We start from the raw sequence: 14,504 nt of genomic DNA, 5'->3' as shown, positions 1-14,504 counted from the left end.
AAGGTTCCGATGTCCGGTCTCTTTTGCGGCGCCAGGCGCTCCAGTATGACTGCACATATAGTGCAGATGTTTTCGTGCGATAACCCTTCATTTCCTGCTGGCTTTGTTCTAAGGAACGTCAAAAGCTTTGCCCGCGAACGGGCGAATATAATGCGAGGTTTGCGTTTCGATGTTCGATCTTCTGCGAAGAGCTGCTCACACCTGGGTTGCCAAGCTCCTCATGCTGCTACTTGTCGCCTCTTTTGGTATTTGGGGCGTGTCGCGCTCACTGATATCGGGCGGCACGAGCACGACGGTTGTCAGCGTCGGAGACCAGCACGTCGACGTCAACGAGTTTCGCCTGGCCTACCAGCGGCAGGTCGCAAATCTCAGCCAGCAGTTCGGCATGCGCCTGACACCCGAGCAGGCCCGGGCCTTCGGTGTGGAGCAGCAGGTTCTGGCACAGTTGGTCGCCGGCGCATCGCTCGATCAGTTGGCGGAAGACATGAACCTTGGCCTGTCGCAGGATCGGCTTGCGCAGCTGATCGGCGACGATCCAGCCTTCAAGGCGGTGAATGGCCAGTTCGACCGTACCCTCTTTACGTCGCGCCTGCGCAATGCCGGCATCCGCGAAGATGATTACATCAAGGAGCGCAGCAAGGTCGCCGTTCGGAGCCAGATCGTCGATGCAGTATCGAACGGCTTCACGGCGCCGAAAACGCTCGTCGATGCGCTCAAGCTTTACCGCCAGGAAAGTCGCGGTATCGAGTACCTGCTGCTGACCAACGCCAATATCGAGCCGATCAAGGCGCCTGCCGAGGATGTCCTCGCCAAGTGGTTCGAAGGCGCCAAGACGCGCTTCCGCGCGCCGGAATACCGCAAGATCGCGTTCCTGAAGCTGCAACCGGAAGACATCGCCGATGCCGCCTCCGTTACGGACGACCAGATCCGCGAGGATTTCGAAAAGCGAAAGGAGAGCTTCCGCACGCCAGAGGCCCGTACGATCGAGCAGTTGACCTTCCAGAACAAGGATCTTGCCAATGCCGCGCTGGCCGCGCTGAAGACCGGCACGACGTTCGATCAACTGGTGACCGATCAGGGCAAGACGGCAGCGGACGTGTTCCTGGGCGAGTTCTCCAAGGACAAGGTGCCGGATCAGGCGATCGCGGATGCGGCCTTCGCCGTCTCGAAGGATGGCGGAACGACGACCGTTGTCGATGGCACCTTCGGCCCGGTCATCGTCCGTGTCAGCAACATCAAGCCCGAGAGCGTCAAGACCCTTGACGAGGTCAAGGAAGAGATCCGCAAGCAATTGGCCGTTTCCAACGCCTCGCAGGAACTCATCAACGTTCACGATCAGATCGAGGATCTGCGCGGGTCGGGCTCGACGCTGGAACAGATTGCAGAGCAGCTCAAGCTCAAGGCGATCGTGATCGACGCCGTCGATGCGACCGGTCTCGATAGGGACGGCAACGAGGTCAAGGATATTCCGGCCAAGCAGCAGGTTCTTGGGGCTGCCTTCAAGACTGAGGCTGGGGCAGACGCTCCTTCCCTCTCGATCGGCACCGACGGCTATCTTTGGTTCGACGTCCGCGACATCACGCCGGAGCGTGATCGGCCGCTCAGCGAAGTGAAGGATAAGGCAATCGCCGACTGGACCGCCGAACAGCAGAAGCTCGAACTCGCCAAAAAAGCCGAAGAGCTGAAGCAGCAGGCGCAGAAGGGAACGTCGCTGGCCGATATCGCTGCACCGCTCGGCATTACGGTCGAAAGCAAGAGTGGTATCACCCGCGGCACCGACGACGCCGTTCTCGGCAGGGCCGGTGTCATTGCCGCGTTCTCCGGCCCGATCGACACCATTGCCAGCGCCGTTGGTGGCGACCCGACGACGCAGATTCTGCTCAAGGTCACTGAAGTCAACACGGAACCGACGGGTGACGTTCTCAACAACCAGGACCAACAGATCACGTCAACTGCAAACGCTGCCGGCGACGACATTCTTGATCAGATGGTCAACTTGCTGCAGACGCAGTACGGCGCATCGGTCAATCAACCTCTCGCCGAACAGGCGGCAGTCCGCTAAGGGGAACATTAAGCGCATGACCGATCTGAAGCCGCTTTTGGCGAAGGCTGCAAGCCGCGAGCCTCTGACACGTGAGGAGGCCCGCGAGGCCTTCGACATACTGATGTCCGGTCAGGCAACCCCTTCGCAGATCGGGGGCTTCCTGATGGCACTGCGCGTACGCGGTGAGACGGTCGACGAGATTGTCGGCGCTGTGACGACGATGCGCTCCAAGATGCTGACCGTCGATGCCCCGGCGGATGCAATCGACATCGTCGGGACCGGCGGTGACGCAAGCGGGACCTACAATATCTCGACGCTGGCTGCCCTTATCGTGGCCGGTGCGGGTGTCCCTGTTGCAAAGCATGGCAATCGGGCACTGAGCTCGAAATCGGGCGCCGCCGACAGCCTCGCTGCCCTCGGCGTCAAGCTGGATGTAACGCCCGAGGTGATCTCGCGCTGCATTCGCGAAGCTGGCGTGGGCTTCATGTTTGCCCAGCAGCATCACTCTGCGATGCGTCACGTTGGACCCACGCGTGTCGAACTTGGCACGCGCACCATCTTCAATCTGCTTGGCCCTCTCTCCAATCCGGCCGGTGTCCGCCGCCAGTTACTTGGCGTTTACGCGCCGCAGTGGGTCGTTCCGATTGCCGAGGTCATGCGCGATCTCGGCTCGGAAAGCGTGTGGGTTGTCCACGGCAACGGCCTCGACGAAATCACCACGACGGGACAGACGAGCGTCGCGGCACTCGAGGGCGGCAAGATCCGCACCTTCGAACTGTCGCCCGCGGATTTCGGCGTAGAACCTTGCCGGCTGGAAGCCATCAAGGGTGGCGACGGCGTGGTGAATGCGGCGGCGCTGCGCGACGTCCTGAGCGGCGCAAAGAACGCGTACCGCGATATCGCGCTCGCCAACGCAGCGGCCTCGCTGGTGATCTCCGGCAAGGCTGAGATGCTGAAGGATGGCATGCGGCTTGCTGCGCAATCGCTGGATAGCGGTGCGACGGCGGCAGCCCTCGATAAACTCGTCGCCGTGTCGAACGACATCGACTAGGATAGAGCCATGACCGACATCCTGAAGAAAATCGAACTATACAAGCGGGAAGAGATCGCCGCCGCAAAGACGAAAGTGTCGCTGGCCGACCTGAAGGCGATGCAGGCGGATCAATCGGCGCCGCGCGGCTTCCACCGCTCGCTCGTTGCAAAACGTGAGGCCGGCCAGTACGGCCTGATCGCCGAGATCAAGAAGGCCAGTCCTTCCAAAGGACTGATCAGACCCGACTTCGACCCGCCGTCGCTGGCCAAGGCCTATGAACTCGGAGGCGCGGCATGTCTTTCGGTGTTGACGGACACGCCAAGTTTCCAGGGCGCGCCGGAATTTCTGATGGCGGCACGTGCCGCCTGTTCGCTGCCGGCGCTGCGCAAGGACTTCATGTTCGAGACCTATCAGGTGCAAGAAGCCCGCGCCTGGGGTGCCGATTGCATTCTCCTGATCATGGCGTCGCTTTCCGATGACGATGCAAACCGTCTCGAGGACGAGGCCTTCGGCCTCGGCATGGATGTACTGGTGGAAGTTCACGATGCCGAGGAAATGGAGCGTGCGCTGAAGCTCTCCTCCCCGCTCGTTGGCATCAACAATCGCAATCTGCGGACATTCGAAGTCAGCCTCGAAGTCAGCGAAAAGCTGGCGCCGATGGTTCCAGAGGATCGCCTGTTGGTTGGCGAAAGCGGCATATTCACGAACGCGGATTGCAAGCGCCTACAGGCGGTAGGCATCAACACGTTCCTGGTTGGCGAGAGCCTGATGCGCAAAGAAGATGTTACGGCGGCGACGCGCGCGCTCCTATTCGCCGAAGCCGCTCAGGCGGCCGAGTGATATGAGCGGCCAATCCGGTCTCACGCACATTGATGCCTCCGGCGAGGCGCATATGGTCGATGTCGGCGATAAGGCCGAAACCACAAGGATCGCGACCGCCGAGGGGCACGTGCGGATGGCGACGGCAACGCTCGATCTCATTCGCGCGGGCAACGCGAAAAAGGGCGACGTGATCGGCACGGCGCGCCTTGCCGGCATCATGGCGGCCAAGCAGACGAGCAACCTCATCCCGCTCTGCCACCCCCTGATGTTGACGAAAGTCTCGGTCGACATCACGGAGGATGCCGATCTCCCTGGCTTGCGCGTCACCGCAACGGCAAAGCTGACGGGCAAGACGGGCGTCGAAATGGAAGCCCTGACAGCCGTTTCCGTCGCCTGCCTGACGATCTACGACATGGCCAAGGCCGCCGATAAGGCCATGGAAATCGGAGGCATCCGGCTACTCGAAAAATCTGGCGGCAAGTCTGGAGACTTTCGTCATCCGGAGTACGGCAAATGAGCTTGCTGCCGGTTGCTGAGGCGCAGGATCGCCTGCTGTCGCGTGCTGAGCCAATCGAGACCCTTGAAACAGTCCCCTTGCCGGAGGCCGACGGTCGTGTGCTCGCGACCGATGTTGCAGCCCGGTTGACCCAGCCGCCTTTCGACGCGTCAGCGATGGATGGGTACGCCTTGCGCGGTGACGACGCCCCTCAGCCCGGCAGTCAGTTGAAGCTCATAGGGATGTCGTCCGCCGGGCACGGGTTTGAGGGCGTTGTCGGCAAGGGCGAGACCGTCCGTATATTCACCGGCGCCCCGGTTCCGTCCGGTGCGGATAGCGTCTTGCTGCAGGAGGATGCGGAAAAAATCGAGGGTGGCATCCGCACGACCTTTGCAGTTCGTCCCGGCCAGCACGTCCGGCCTCGCGGCCAGGACTTTCTCGAAGGCGAAGCGGTGCTGAAGGCCGGCACTGTATTGGACTTCTCTCGCCTGACCGTAGCGGCCGGAATGAACCACGCGACCCTTGAGGTCCGGCGCAAGCCGGTGGTTGCGTTGCTTGCGACCGGCGACGAATTGTTGCCACCTGGAAGCTCGCCCGCTCCCGCGCAGATCATTGCGTCTAGCACCTTTGGCATCGCTGCCATGGCCCGCAAGGCGGGCGCCGAGGTTCTTGACCTCGGAATCGTCCCCGACGACAAAGCCGCGATTTCGGCGGCGGTCGAGCGCGCAAGGCGGGCCGAGGTCGATGTCATCGTGACGCTCGGCGGAGCGTCGGTGGGCGACCATGATCTGGTGCAGGCAACGCTGGTCGCATCGGGCATGAAGCTCGATTTTTGGCGGATTGCCATGCGCCCGGGCAAACCCTTGATGGTCGGCAGCCTCGGCGAAACCCATGTGATTGGCCTGCCTGGTAATCCGGTGTCGAGCCTGGTCTGCGGGATCCTGTTCCTTGAACCGTTGATCCGAAAACTGGCTTCGCTGCCACCAGTCAGACGCGAGGCGACCGTAGAGGCGGCTGCGACGCTTCGTGCCAACGACCAGCGGCAGGACTATGTCCGAGCCACGCTGTCGCGATCGTCATCTGGCGCGCTGGCGACAAGGCCGTTCACCAAGCAGGACTCGTCCATGATGAAGATCTTCGCCGAGGCCGACTGCTTGATCGTTCGTCCACCGCATGCACCGGAACTGCCCGCCGGAAGTCCCTGCCCAGTGATAATGCTGAGGCCGGACCTTCTGGACTGAGGCCGTCCAGTCTGCCCTGGTTACTTCTTGGGAATAGAAAGCAGGATTGAGATGACGAAGCAGTCTGTCAAAGACACGCAGGCAATGCTGTCAGGCATGACGCCTGCGCTGATGGCAGGTGAATTCGTATTCTGCGTGACCTCAGACGAGGATGTGGCTCGGCTTGTGGGTCCCGATGCATTGGCATGGTTTCGGGAGCAAGAAGGGATCTCCCTGATCCTCTCGAGAGGCCGAGCTGCGGAACTCGGCTTTAATTGCGATGCGCCGATGCGGCGTATCGTTCTTGAAGTCTTTTCGTCGCTGGAAGGTGTCGGCCTGACGGCCGCGGTTGCTTCTGCGTTGGCAGCCCGCTCAATCCCGTGCAACATGGTAGCGGCCTACCATCACGATCATGTCTTCGTTCCAGTCGCCATGGCGGATTTGGCGCTCGAGATCTTGCTTAAACTACAAGAAACGTCGTCGGCCTAGGCGTCGTCTTTGATCAGCCGGCGTCCGCCAGAGTGAACACGCCGCCGATCGCCCCCTGCCCGGTCGAACCGTCGCCGAAATCGGGGACAGCGTATTCAGCGACCAGCTTTAGGGCTGCGAGTGGCAGCGACTGCCTGCGTGGATCTCCGATGAGCACATCGACGCCTGCCTTGCGACTGGCCGCAAGGAACGGCAAAACCCTCCCGGCAAGCTGGGGATTGTAGAAGACGTCCCCAGCGAGGATGACATCGACATCCGGCGGTGGGCCGGCAAGCACGTCAGCGCTCGTCACTTCGATCGCGACGCCGTTCGCTGCCGCGTTGAGGCCGATCGCCGCGATAGCGTTCGTGTCGATCTCGGCTGCGATCACGAGGGATGCTCCGCATTTTCGGGCCACGATCCCGACGATGCCGGACCCTGCGCCGAGATCGAGGACGCGGCGGCCACTAACGATGTCCGGATAATTCAGAATATGCCGAGCGAGCAGCGTTCCACCAGCCCAGTTGTAGGCCCAGTACGGCGGCGCATCCACCGCGTCGCTGGTTCTGAGGCGCGACAGCCCACTGCCGGGATGAGCCGTGTAGAGAACTATCTCCTGCAGGCCGGGTGCGGGTTTCAGGTGAAGGTTTTCGACGATAAAGGCGCGGACATCCCGCGGAAAGAAAGCATCGCGATTTGGTTCAGCCTCAGGATGGCGGTGTCCGCTCATTCCGCTCGGCCGGATCAATAATTCTTCATCGCCAGATGCGGTATGCCGCCATCAGGGAATTCGTCGCCGAAGGCGGCAAATCCGAAGCGTTCGTAGAGTGCTATTTTATCGCTTTGCGCCGTCAGATAAAACCGGTTCTCACGGGCAGATCGGTGCTCGTTCATCGCATAGGTCAACATCGCGCTTGCGACACCATGTCCGCGCCATGCCTTGCCGACGGCGACGCGGCCGATCTTCACATGCTCGTTCGCATGGATGATCCTGAGCGTCCCGCAGACCTCACCGCCTGCAACCGCGACGACATGATGCGCAGTAAGATCAAGCGCATCGAATTCTTCATCGGCGGGTACATTCTGTTCGGCTACAAAGACCGCGCGCCGGAGCTTGAACGCCTCATTGCAAAGGGTACTGAAAACAGGAACCGTTAAAACGATGGTATCTGCCATTGTCCTCTCCGCGGGTTCAAGCGGCGACGCAAGGCCGCGCCGCCGGTGGGATCATTATGCCTTCTTTTTCGAGAACTTGGGCTTGGGGCCGCTGCCGCCCTTGCCCTCGAACTTCGGCTTGCCCGGCTTCTTGCCCCAAGGCTTCGAGTCGCGTCGCTCGTCGCTCCCGCCCTCGCCGCGGGCTTCCTTGCGGAAATTGCCTTTGGGGCGCTCATCCGTGAATTCACGACGCTCGCCAAAGGCCTTCTTGCCGGCATAGGGTTTTGCGGCGGTAGGTTTGCTGAAATCAGGCGTGCCGTTCAGCGGCGTCACGCGGATGCCGCGCTCCATCGTCTTGTTTGGACCGATCGACTGCAGGAAGCTGTCGGCGCTGGCCGCGGAAATCTCGACGTAGGTTTCCTCGGGCTGCATCTTGATCGCGCCGATCTCGCGCTTGGTCAGATTGCCATTCCGACAAAGCATCGGGATCAACCATCGCGGCTCTGCATTCTGCTTGCGACCGACCGAAATCGAAAACCAGACGCTCGCGCCGAAGTCGTCGCGCGGACCTTTCTGATAAGGCTCCCGTAAACCCTCGGCATGCTCGCGGCGCTTGCCGCCACGGCTGTCCTGGACCGAGACCTCGATCAGATCCTCCGGCGCGGACTGGTTCGAACGATAGAGGTTGACGAAGGCAGCAGCGAGCTTTTCGGCGCCATGCGTATCGAGAAGCCGCTTGACCAGGTCCTGGGCTTCCTCGCTCGAGGCTTCATCAAAGATGGGGTCGGCAAGCAGACGGACTTCGTCACGTGCTGTGACCTCCTCCGCTGACGGTGGACGAGCCCAGGCGGCCGAGATGCCGGCGTTGTCGAGAAGACGCTCTGCCTTGCGGCGGAGGTTCAGCGGCACGATCAGCGCGCTGACGCCCTTGCGGCCGGCGCGACCGGTGCGGCCGCTGCGATGAAGCAGGGTTTCGGGATTGGTCGGCAGGTCGGCATGAATAACAAGGTCAAGACCCGGCAGGTCGATACCGCGGGCGGCGACATCCGTTGCGATGCAGACCCGGGCGCGTCCATCCCGCATTGCCTGCAGCGCGTGGCTGCGCTCGTTCTGCGTCAGCTCGCCCGACAAGGCGACGACGTTGAAGTTGCGATTGTGAAAGCGGGCCGTCAGATGGTTCACCGCCGCGCGTGTCGAACAGAATACGATGGCGTTGGTCGCTTCGTAGTAGCGCAGGACATTGATGATCGCGTTCTCGCGGTCGCTCGGCGACACGACAAGAGCCCGGTATTCGATGTCGCCGTGCTGCTTTTCCTCGGTGGCCGTTGCGATCCGGACAGCGTTCTTCTGATAGCTCTTCGCGAGTTTCGCGATGGCTGCCGGAACCGTCGCCGAGAACATCAGCGTGCGACGGTCATCGGGGGAGGAATCCAGAATGAACTCCAGATCTTCGCGGAAGCCGAGATCGAGCATTTCATCGGCTTCATCAAGTACAACAGCCTTGAGGCCGGAAATGTCGAGCGCATTGCGCCTGATATGATCGCAGAGGCGACCGGGAGTGCCGACAACGATATGGGAGCCACGCTCCAGCGCACGGCGCTCGCTGCGGATGTCCATGCCGCCGACGCAGCTGACAATCAGCGCGCCCGTCGCTTCATAAAGCCATTCGAGTTCGCGCTTGACCTGCAGCGCGAGTTCGCGGGTCGGTGCGATCACAAGAGCCAGCGGTTCGGCTGCAGGGCCAAAGCGTTCCGCGTCCTCGAGCAGCGTCGGCGCCAGCGCGAGGCCGAAGGCTACGGTCTTGCCGGAGCCGGTCTGGGCCGAAACGAGGGCGTCCGACGCGGCGAGCGCCGGGTCGAGCATGGACTTTTGAACCGGCGTCAGCTCGGTGTAACCGCGCTTCACCAACGCCTTGGCGATCGCCGGAACGACGCCGTTAAAATCTGTCATGTTGTCTATCTTTCGGAAGTCTCACGCGCATGTTGCGCCCTGGCCGGCAATTGCCGGTGGAGAAGTTGGCCGTTCCTACTTGGTCAGGCGGCAAATGTCAAAGCGGATGTCCCTGCCATAGCCACACGTCGATGCCTTCGCTTCTGCCACGAATGCGTGCTTTTGCAGGGCCCTCGAGCCGGCCGGCGCGAAGCGGCGCGCTATCGGCGCCTGCCGCCTTCATCAGTGCGGCGCTCAACGCCAGTTCGACACCACGCTCTGCCGCGACCTCCATCAGGCGGCTGGCGACATTCACGGTGTCACCGGTTGCGGTAATCTGCTGGCGGCTGCCGGTTCCTAGGCGCGAGGCAACGACCGGACCGCAATGAGCTCCAACCTTGAAACCAGTCTTTCGGCCGCTCAGCGCGGGATGTATTGCAAGCCAGGGACGCATTCGCCCGCACAGGCGAACGGCGCACGCGGCGGCTCGCGCGGCATCGTCATCGGCCGGTTGCGGCAAGCCGAAAAGAATCATCGCTCCATCGCCCATGAAGCTGGTGACCGCGCCGCCGTGCGAGCGCGCCTCTTCGTCGACCAGTTCAAAAAAGTCGCTGAGAACTTCGCGGACATTCGTCGCGCCGATTGCTTCGCTCAAGCCGGTGAAGCCGGAGAGGTCGATGAAGACGACTGCGGCGTCTTGCCGGACCGGCTTTGCGAGAAAGTTGGGATCGCGGGCGAGCCACTCTCCCAGGCCCGGGGCCTCGATGCGCTGCAGGAGGTCGCTTTGCGCCGCAAAGTGTGCGGCCTGGCGACGATCCATCCAGATCTCGGCGGCGCCGAAAAGCAGCACGGGCGGCAGCGCCGCTGCGATTGGCAATGCCGCACTGAACCAATAGCCGTGCGCGAAGGCGACAACGTTCAGGGCGGCCCATGCAAGCGCCGCCGACGCAATGATAGCGTAGCCGATGGCGCTGCGTCGCCACGCAAGCAGGCTGATCAACAGCACCGGCAGACCCACCGCGATCAGCGAATCGAGCAGGCGCACATTGCGGTCCCTGATGATGCCGTCGCCAGCAATCAGATGCGTCGCTGCCGTCGCCATCACCTCGACGCCCGGCAATACCGGATCGAATGGGGTTGGGAAGACGTCGCCACCGCCCGTCACCGTGGAGCCGATCACGACGATCTTGTCCTCTATTGCCTTGGCGGGGAGGTTGCCGGCCAGCACATCCGCCGCGCTGAATGTCGGAATGGTGCCGCGTGGACCATAGAAGGTGATCGGCAGGCGCTGCCCGTTGTCGGTCGGCAGATGCCGATCGCCGAGCGCAAGCCCGCCAGGCGAGAATGCCGGATTGATACCCAGTGCCAGTGACGCCACCCGCAACGGAAATGAGGCATCGACTCGTGCGCCGCCACGCGAGATCAGCGGAATGAAACGCGGTGTGCCTGACTCGTCGGTGGCGACGTTGACGACGCCAATAGCAGCAACGTCGGAAAAGCGACTTAGAGGCAACAGCATCTGGCTGGCTGCCGGTATCGCTGCCAGCGGATCATTGGCGTCGTGATCGACCGCCTGTGTGTCTTTCGGGAAGACGCCTGCGGCGGCGATCACGCTGGGGCTCTGATGGAGCGCCACGGCAAGCGCCGCATCTCCCTCTTCTGGTCCGGGATCAACCAGCAAAAGATCAAGTGCGATGACCTTCGGCTTGAAGGCGCCGACGGCGGCAACCACGCGGGCAAGCGTTGCCCGATTGAGAGGATAGCCGTTGTCGACGGCAGTCTGGTCGTCAATCGCAACAATGCTGGTAACCGGCGGAGGCTCCTTTGCGCCGATCACCGTGCTTCGCACGTCAGTAAGGGAAGCTTCGAGGCGGTCGAGGAAACTCATGCTTCCCGAAAGATGCATATAGCCGAGGAGGCCGCCCCAGAGCGCGGATAGCAGCAGAGCAATCGTGACCAGGAGCCGTCTGCCCTGCATCGGCGTTATTGGCCGAGGCGGGCGAGCAGGGCCGCGCTACGGGCCGGCGGCCAGCGGCGGACGGTGAGCGGTGCGCTGCCCGGCGCGACATCAACACCCTCGCCTTCATTCAGCACGACGCGTGCTGCTGCTCCTGCCGAAGGACGGCCGACCGCTACGCGTCCGCGTACGACTAAGACAGAGGTCGTGCCGTTCTTGACATCGACAACCCAACGTGTGCCGCGGACGGCGGCAATTGCCTGTGGTGTGACGACCTCGAATCCGTCCGGGTGCCGCGCCCGGTCGACATCGACGAGCACGGCCTTGTTGCGCAACGAGACCGTGTCCGGTCGCCCGTCGTGATTGCGGTCGACGACGTTGAAGCGAGCCCCCGCCTCGGCGGTGATCGTCACGCCATCCGCGCACCGCATGATCTGTCGCGCCGTTCCCGCCACGCGCGCCATCGTGCATCCGTTCGCTTGCGCAAGTGCCGGATCTGAGCTGAATAGACAGGCAGCGCTTGCCCACGCGGCCAGCGCCAGGAGCATTCTGGAGTTCACAAGCATATTCGTCCCCTACCTGAATGCATGGCCGGACAGCCCGGGCGTGCGACGGCATCATACGCTGATAGCTGCAGCACGCATGTCAAAACGTCAACGCCTATCCGACATTGTCTATGTCTTAAGCGGTCTTTCGATTGCCGGTCCAGTATAGCGCGCCCTCGGGCGAATAAGGTGGCCGCTCTCGATCTGCTCCATGGCATGAGCGAGCCACCCGACGGTTCGCGCGAGCGCGAAAATCACGAGGGGCGCATCATCGGGAAGATCGAAGGCGGCGCTCATGGCTGTCAGCGCGAAATCGATGTTGACGCCTTCCCCGACGATCTCTTGTCCCGCGGTCGCCAGTTCGGCGTAGCTCGGCGGCAAGTCGAACTGAGCCATCAGCGCCTTTGCCCTGATGTCTCCATCCGGATACAGAGGATGGCCGAACGCCGGCAGCGGTCTTCCCTGTGTCAACGCCTGCCGTATTGCTTGACTGGCATCGAGCGCGTCGACCTCTGCGATCAACGAGGCGACGCCATGCCAGGCGCCACCGTGGAGCGGTCCGCTCAAAGTCGATAGGCCCGACAGGACCGCGGCCGATAGCGTTGCGCCTGAAGAAGCAGCCACTCGCGAGGCAAAGGTCGACGCGTTGAGCTCGTGATCGGCAAGGAGCACAAGCGCGCGCCTGATGCAATCGGCGGCTTCTGGCCTGGACCAGCTGGTGGCGAGGCGCAGATGCAATGGTGAAGCTGCCGCATCTGGAGCAAGGACACTGGCCACGATCGAAAGAATACTTTCTGCTTCGGCTTGCAGTACGATTGGCGCTCTGCCGAGAGTCGGTAAGTCGCGGGTCACGCGCTGTGCGAGCAAAACAAATGCCCGCTCTAACGACGGTGCAGTTTCAGAAGACTCGCTTGCTGCGGCTGTAATCGGTCCGGACTTCCACAGAAGTGCCGCGGTCTCCTCGAGCGTCGCATGTTCCGCCCATGTCGCCACATCACGGCCGCGATAGTAGAGTCGGCCATCCAGAATGGTGGAAATGGCAGATGGCAACACGGGATCGCCCCATTGGATGGCGTCTGCCGCAACTGTCTCGGTCTTTCGTCGGCCAGCGTGACGTGCGGCAAGCCGCATGACGTCGACCGCATTGTAAAGACTTCGCCGTGGATCGCTGGCATCTGCTTTGGCCCGGATACGGCCGCGACTCACATTGGCGTACAGCGTTTGTGGCTTGGTTCCGAGTTTCTCGAGCGCCTGCTCGGCTGTCAGCCAAAGCATTTTGTCCTCTTTACATTGATCATTTGCATCAAGATTGACGTCAATCAATCTAAGCTTGATCCTGTTGCACGTAAAGGAGAAAACACCATGAAAAACGGTTTGGAAGATGTTATCGCAGCGGAAACGCAGCTCTCCGATGTCGACGGCGAAGCGGGCCGCCTGATCATCCGTGGCGTGTCGCTCGATCATCTCGTATCGACAGCAACCTATGAAAGTGTTGCCGCGCTGTTGCTCGACGGCCTGACGGAACGGCATTTTGGTCCTGCAGAACTCGGCGATTGGTTGGGTGAAATGCGGGTGCGCATATTTGCCCATGTGGCGGCCCTCCAATCGGACCTGCTGGCCTTGCCGCCAGTGGACGCGATGCGCGCTCTCATCGCTCGCCTGCCAGATGGCGAGGACTTCGAAGCGGCGCTTCGATTGCTGGCAGCGCCCGCAGTTTTCCTGCCGGCGATACTCCGTCTGCAGGCCGGCAACGAACCCGTGGCCCCGGACGCTTCGCTACCCCAGGCAGCCGACATCCTGCGCATGCTCACAGGCAGGATGCCGAGTGCGGAGCAGAAGGCTGCTCTCGACGCCTATCTTGTGACCATTTCCGACCATGGCTTGAACGCCTCGACCTTCGCTTCGCGCGTCATCGCCTCGACGCGGGCCGGCCTCACTTCATCAGTGCTCGCGGCGATAAGTGCGCTTAAAGGACCTTTGCATGGCGGCGCGCCGGGGCCTGTGCTCGATATGTTCGATGAGATCGGAGCCAGCGAGAATGCACGCGGGTGGCTCGGTGGAGCATTGGATCGCGGCGAACGCCTGATGGGCTTCGGTCACCGCATTTACCGGGTGCGTGATCCGCGCGCCGATGCATTGAAGAAGGCGCTGCGACCGCTCGTCTTGGCTGGGCAGGTCGATCGCCAGCGCGTGGAGCTCTCGGAAGCCGTCGAACGTGCGGCGCTTGCTGTCCTGAGGGAGCGCAAGCCAGACCGGCCGCTGGACGTCAACGTCGAGTTCTACACCGCCTTATTGCTCGATGCGCTGGGCTTTCCGCGCGAATCATTCACCGGCGTATTCGCGATCGGCCGGACCGTGGGGTGGATCGCGCATGCGCGCGAGCAGGCGCTGGAAGGCAGATTGATCCGTCCTCGGTCGATCTATGTCGGGCCGGTGCCGCAGGCGGCGTGAGCATCGACAATAAGAAGAACCGGCGGTCCCAGCCGCCGGCATATCGTTTATAGTGGGTCTCGGTGCGGGGAAGCCTCTAACCGCTGAGATAGGCCGCAAATTGCTAAGTGTCTCTCGGCAATTAAAAAGCAACGGTGTTAGGCGTCAATCACCGTTGCTCGATAGTCTCTCATTTTGGCATTGAGGATTATGATCATCCTTCGCATGACCGCGACGAGAGCGACCTTTCCGGGCTTTCCTTTCGCTTTCAGTCGTTCGAAGACGGCCTTCATGGCTGGATCGAAGCGGATGGCGGGCAAGGCGGCGATGTAAAGGGCGTCGCGCACTGGTTTGCGGCCGCCGGCAATCATCCTCTTGCCACGCATCAGGCCACTGTCGCGATTG

At 62.0% G+C, this 14,504-nt stretch carries 14 protein-coding genes; 7 read left to right on the top strand and 7 right to left on the bottom strand.

Annotated elements, in window-relative coordinates; translation table 11 throughout:
- Positions 1-169 precede the first annotated feature (169 nt).
- The 6 genes from AF71_RS26535 to AF71_RS26510 are packed head-to-tail and all read left to right on the top strand — an operon-like array spanning position 170 to position 6,104.
- Complete coding sequence (locus AF71_RS26535) at positions 170-2,062, top strand: peptidylprolyl isomerase (protein WP_169683834.1); 1,893 nt, start codon at positions 170-172, stop codon at positions 2,060-2,062.
- Positions 2,063-2,078: 16 nt separating this feature from the next.
- Positions 2,079-3,095 (top strand): anthranilate phosphoribosyltransferase, encoded by a 1,017-nt coding sequence (gene trpD, locus AF71_RS26530; protein WP_018855001.1) that lies wholly within the window; start codon positions 2,079-2,081, stop codon positions 3,093-3,095.
- A gap of 9 nt (positions 3,096-3,104) precedes the next feature.
- Entirely contained in the window at positions 3,105-3,917 is an 813-nt protein-coding gene (gene trpC, locus AF71_RS26525) for an indole-3-glycerol phosphate synthase TrpC (protein ID WP_113470420.1), read from the top strand.
- Position 3,918: 1 nt separating this feature from the next.
- Entirely contained in the window at positions 3,919-4,416 is a 498-nt protein-coding gene (moaC, locus tag AF71_RS26520; protein WP_018854999.1) for a cyclic pyranopterin monophosphate synthase MoaC, read from the top strand.
- Positions 4,413-5,636 carry a gephyrin-like molybdotransferase Glp gene (glp, locus tag AF71_RS26515; protein ID WP_169683833.1) on the top strand — a complete coding sequence of 408 codons (1,224 nt, stop codon included), beginning with the start codon at positions 4,413-4,415 and terminating at the stop codon, positions 5,634-5,636. The genes moaC and glp overlap by 4 nt, the downstream gene beginning before the upstream one ends.
- Before the next feature lie 51 nt (positions 5,637-5,687).
- The gene (locus AF71_RS26510; RefSeq protein WP_112666618.1) at positions 5,688-6,104 is read left to right on the top strand and encodes an ACT domain-containing protein; all 417 of its coding nucleotides are present in this window, start codon (positions 5,688-5,690) and stop codon (positions 6,102-6,104) included.
- A 13-nt stretch (positions 6,105-6,117) separates the two neighbouring features.
- Here AF71_RS26510 and AF71_RS26505 read toward each other — a convergent pair whose 3' ends face one another.
- The 6 genes from AF71_RS26505 to AF71_RS26480 all read right to left on the bottom strand — a co-directional run bounded on the left by AF71_RS26505 (position 6,118) and on the right by AF71_RS26480 (position 12,944).
- The gene (locus AF71_RS26505; protein WP_113470423.1) at positions 6,118-6,813 is read right to left on the bottom strand and encodes a 50S ribosomal protein L11 methyltransferase; all 696 of its coding nucleotides are present in this window, start codon (positions 6,811-6,813) and stop codon (positions 6,118-6,120) included.
- A gap of 14 nt (positions 6,814-6,827) precedes the next feature.
- A complete protein-coding gene (locus AF71_RS26500) occupies positions 6,828-7,259 on the bottom strand; it encodes a GNAT family N-acetyltransferase (protein ID WP_062370917.1) in 432 nt (143 codons plus the stop codon).
- Positions 7,260-7,313: 54 nt separating this feature from the next.
- Positions 7,314-9,188 (bottom strand): DEAD/DEAH box helicase, encoded by a 1,875-nt coding sequence (locus tag AF71_RS26495; RefSeq protein ID WP_113470424.1) that lies wholly within the window; start codon positions 9,186-9,188, stop codon positions 7,314-7,316.
- A 97-nt stretch (positions 9,189-9,285) separates the two neighbouring features.
- Positions 9,286-11,145 carry an adenylate/guanylate cyclase domain-containing protein gene (locus AF71_RS26490; RefSeq protein WP_169683832.1) on the bottom strand — a complete coding sequence of 620 codons (1,860 nt, stop codon included), beginning with the start codon at positions 11,143-11,145 and terminating at the stop codon, positions 9,286-9,288.
- 5 nt (positions 11,146-11,150) lie between these two features.
- Positions 11,151-11,672, bottom strand: coding sequence for a FecR family protein (locus AF71_RS26485; RefSeq protein WP_246733829.1), 522 nt, complete (start codon positions 11,670-11,672; stop codon positions 11,151-11,153).
- 126 nt (positions 11,673-11,798) lie between these two features.
- Positions 11,799-12,944 carry a citrate synthase gene (locus AF71_RS26480; protein WP_169683831.1) on the bottom strand — a complete coding sequence of 382 codons (1,146 nt, stop codon included), beginning with the start codon at positions 12,942-12,944 and terminating at the stop codon, positions 11,799-11,801.
- Between the two features lie 87 nt (positions 12,945-13,031).
- On the opposite strand from AF71_RS26480, the gene AF71_RS26475 reads away from it, so the two are divergent.
- Positions 13,032-14,120, top strand: coding sequence for a citrate synthase/methylcitrate synthase (locus AF71_RS26475; protein ID WP_169683830.1), 1,089 nt, complete (start codon positions 13,032-13,034; stop codon positions 14,118-14,120).
- Positions 14,121-14,257: 137 nt separating this feature from the next.
- On the opposite strand, the gene AF71_RS26470 is transcribed toward AF71_RS26475, so the two are convergent.
- On the bottom strand, positions 14,258-14,504 hold a 247-nt coding region (locus tag AF71_RS26470; RefSeq protein ID WP_169683829.1), incomplete at its 5' end, for a transposase.

The sequence above is a fragment of the Rhizobium sp. 57MFTsu3.2 genome, from assembly GCF_012932765.1.
Classification (GTDB): Bacteria; Pseudomonadota; Alphaproteobacteria; order Rhizobiales; family Rhizobiaceae; genus Rhizobium; species Rhizobium altiplani.
The sequence above is the reverse complement of the archived record's forward strand: the minus strand, read 5'-3'. Positions and strand labels throughout refer to the sequence as shown.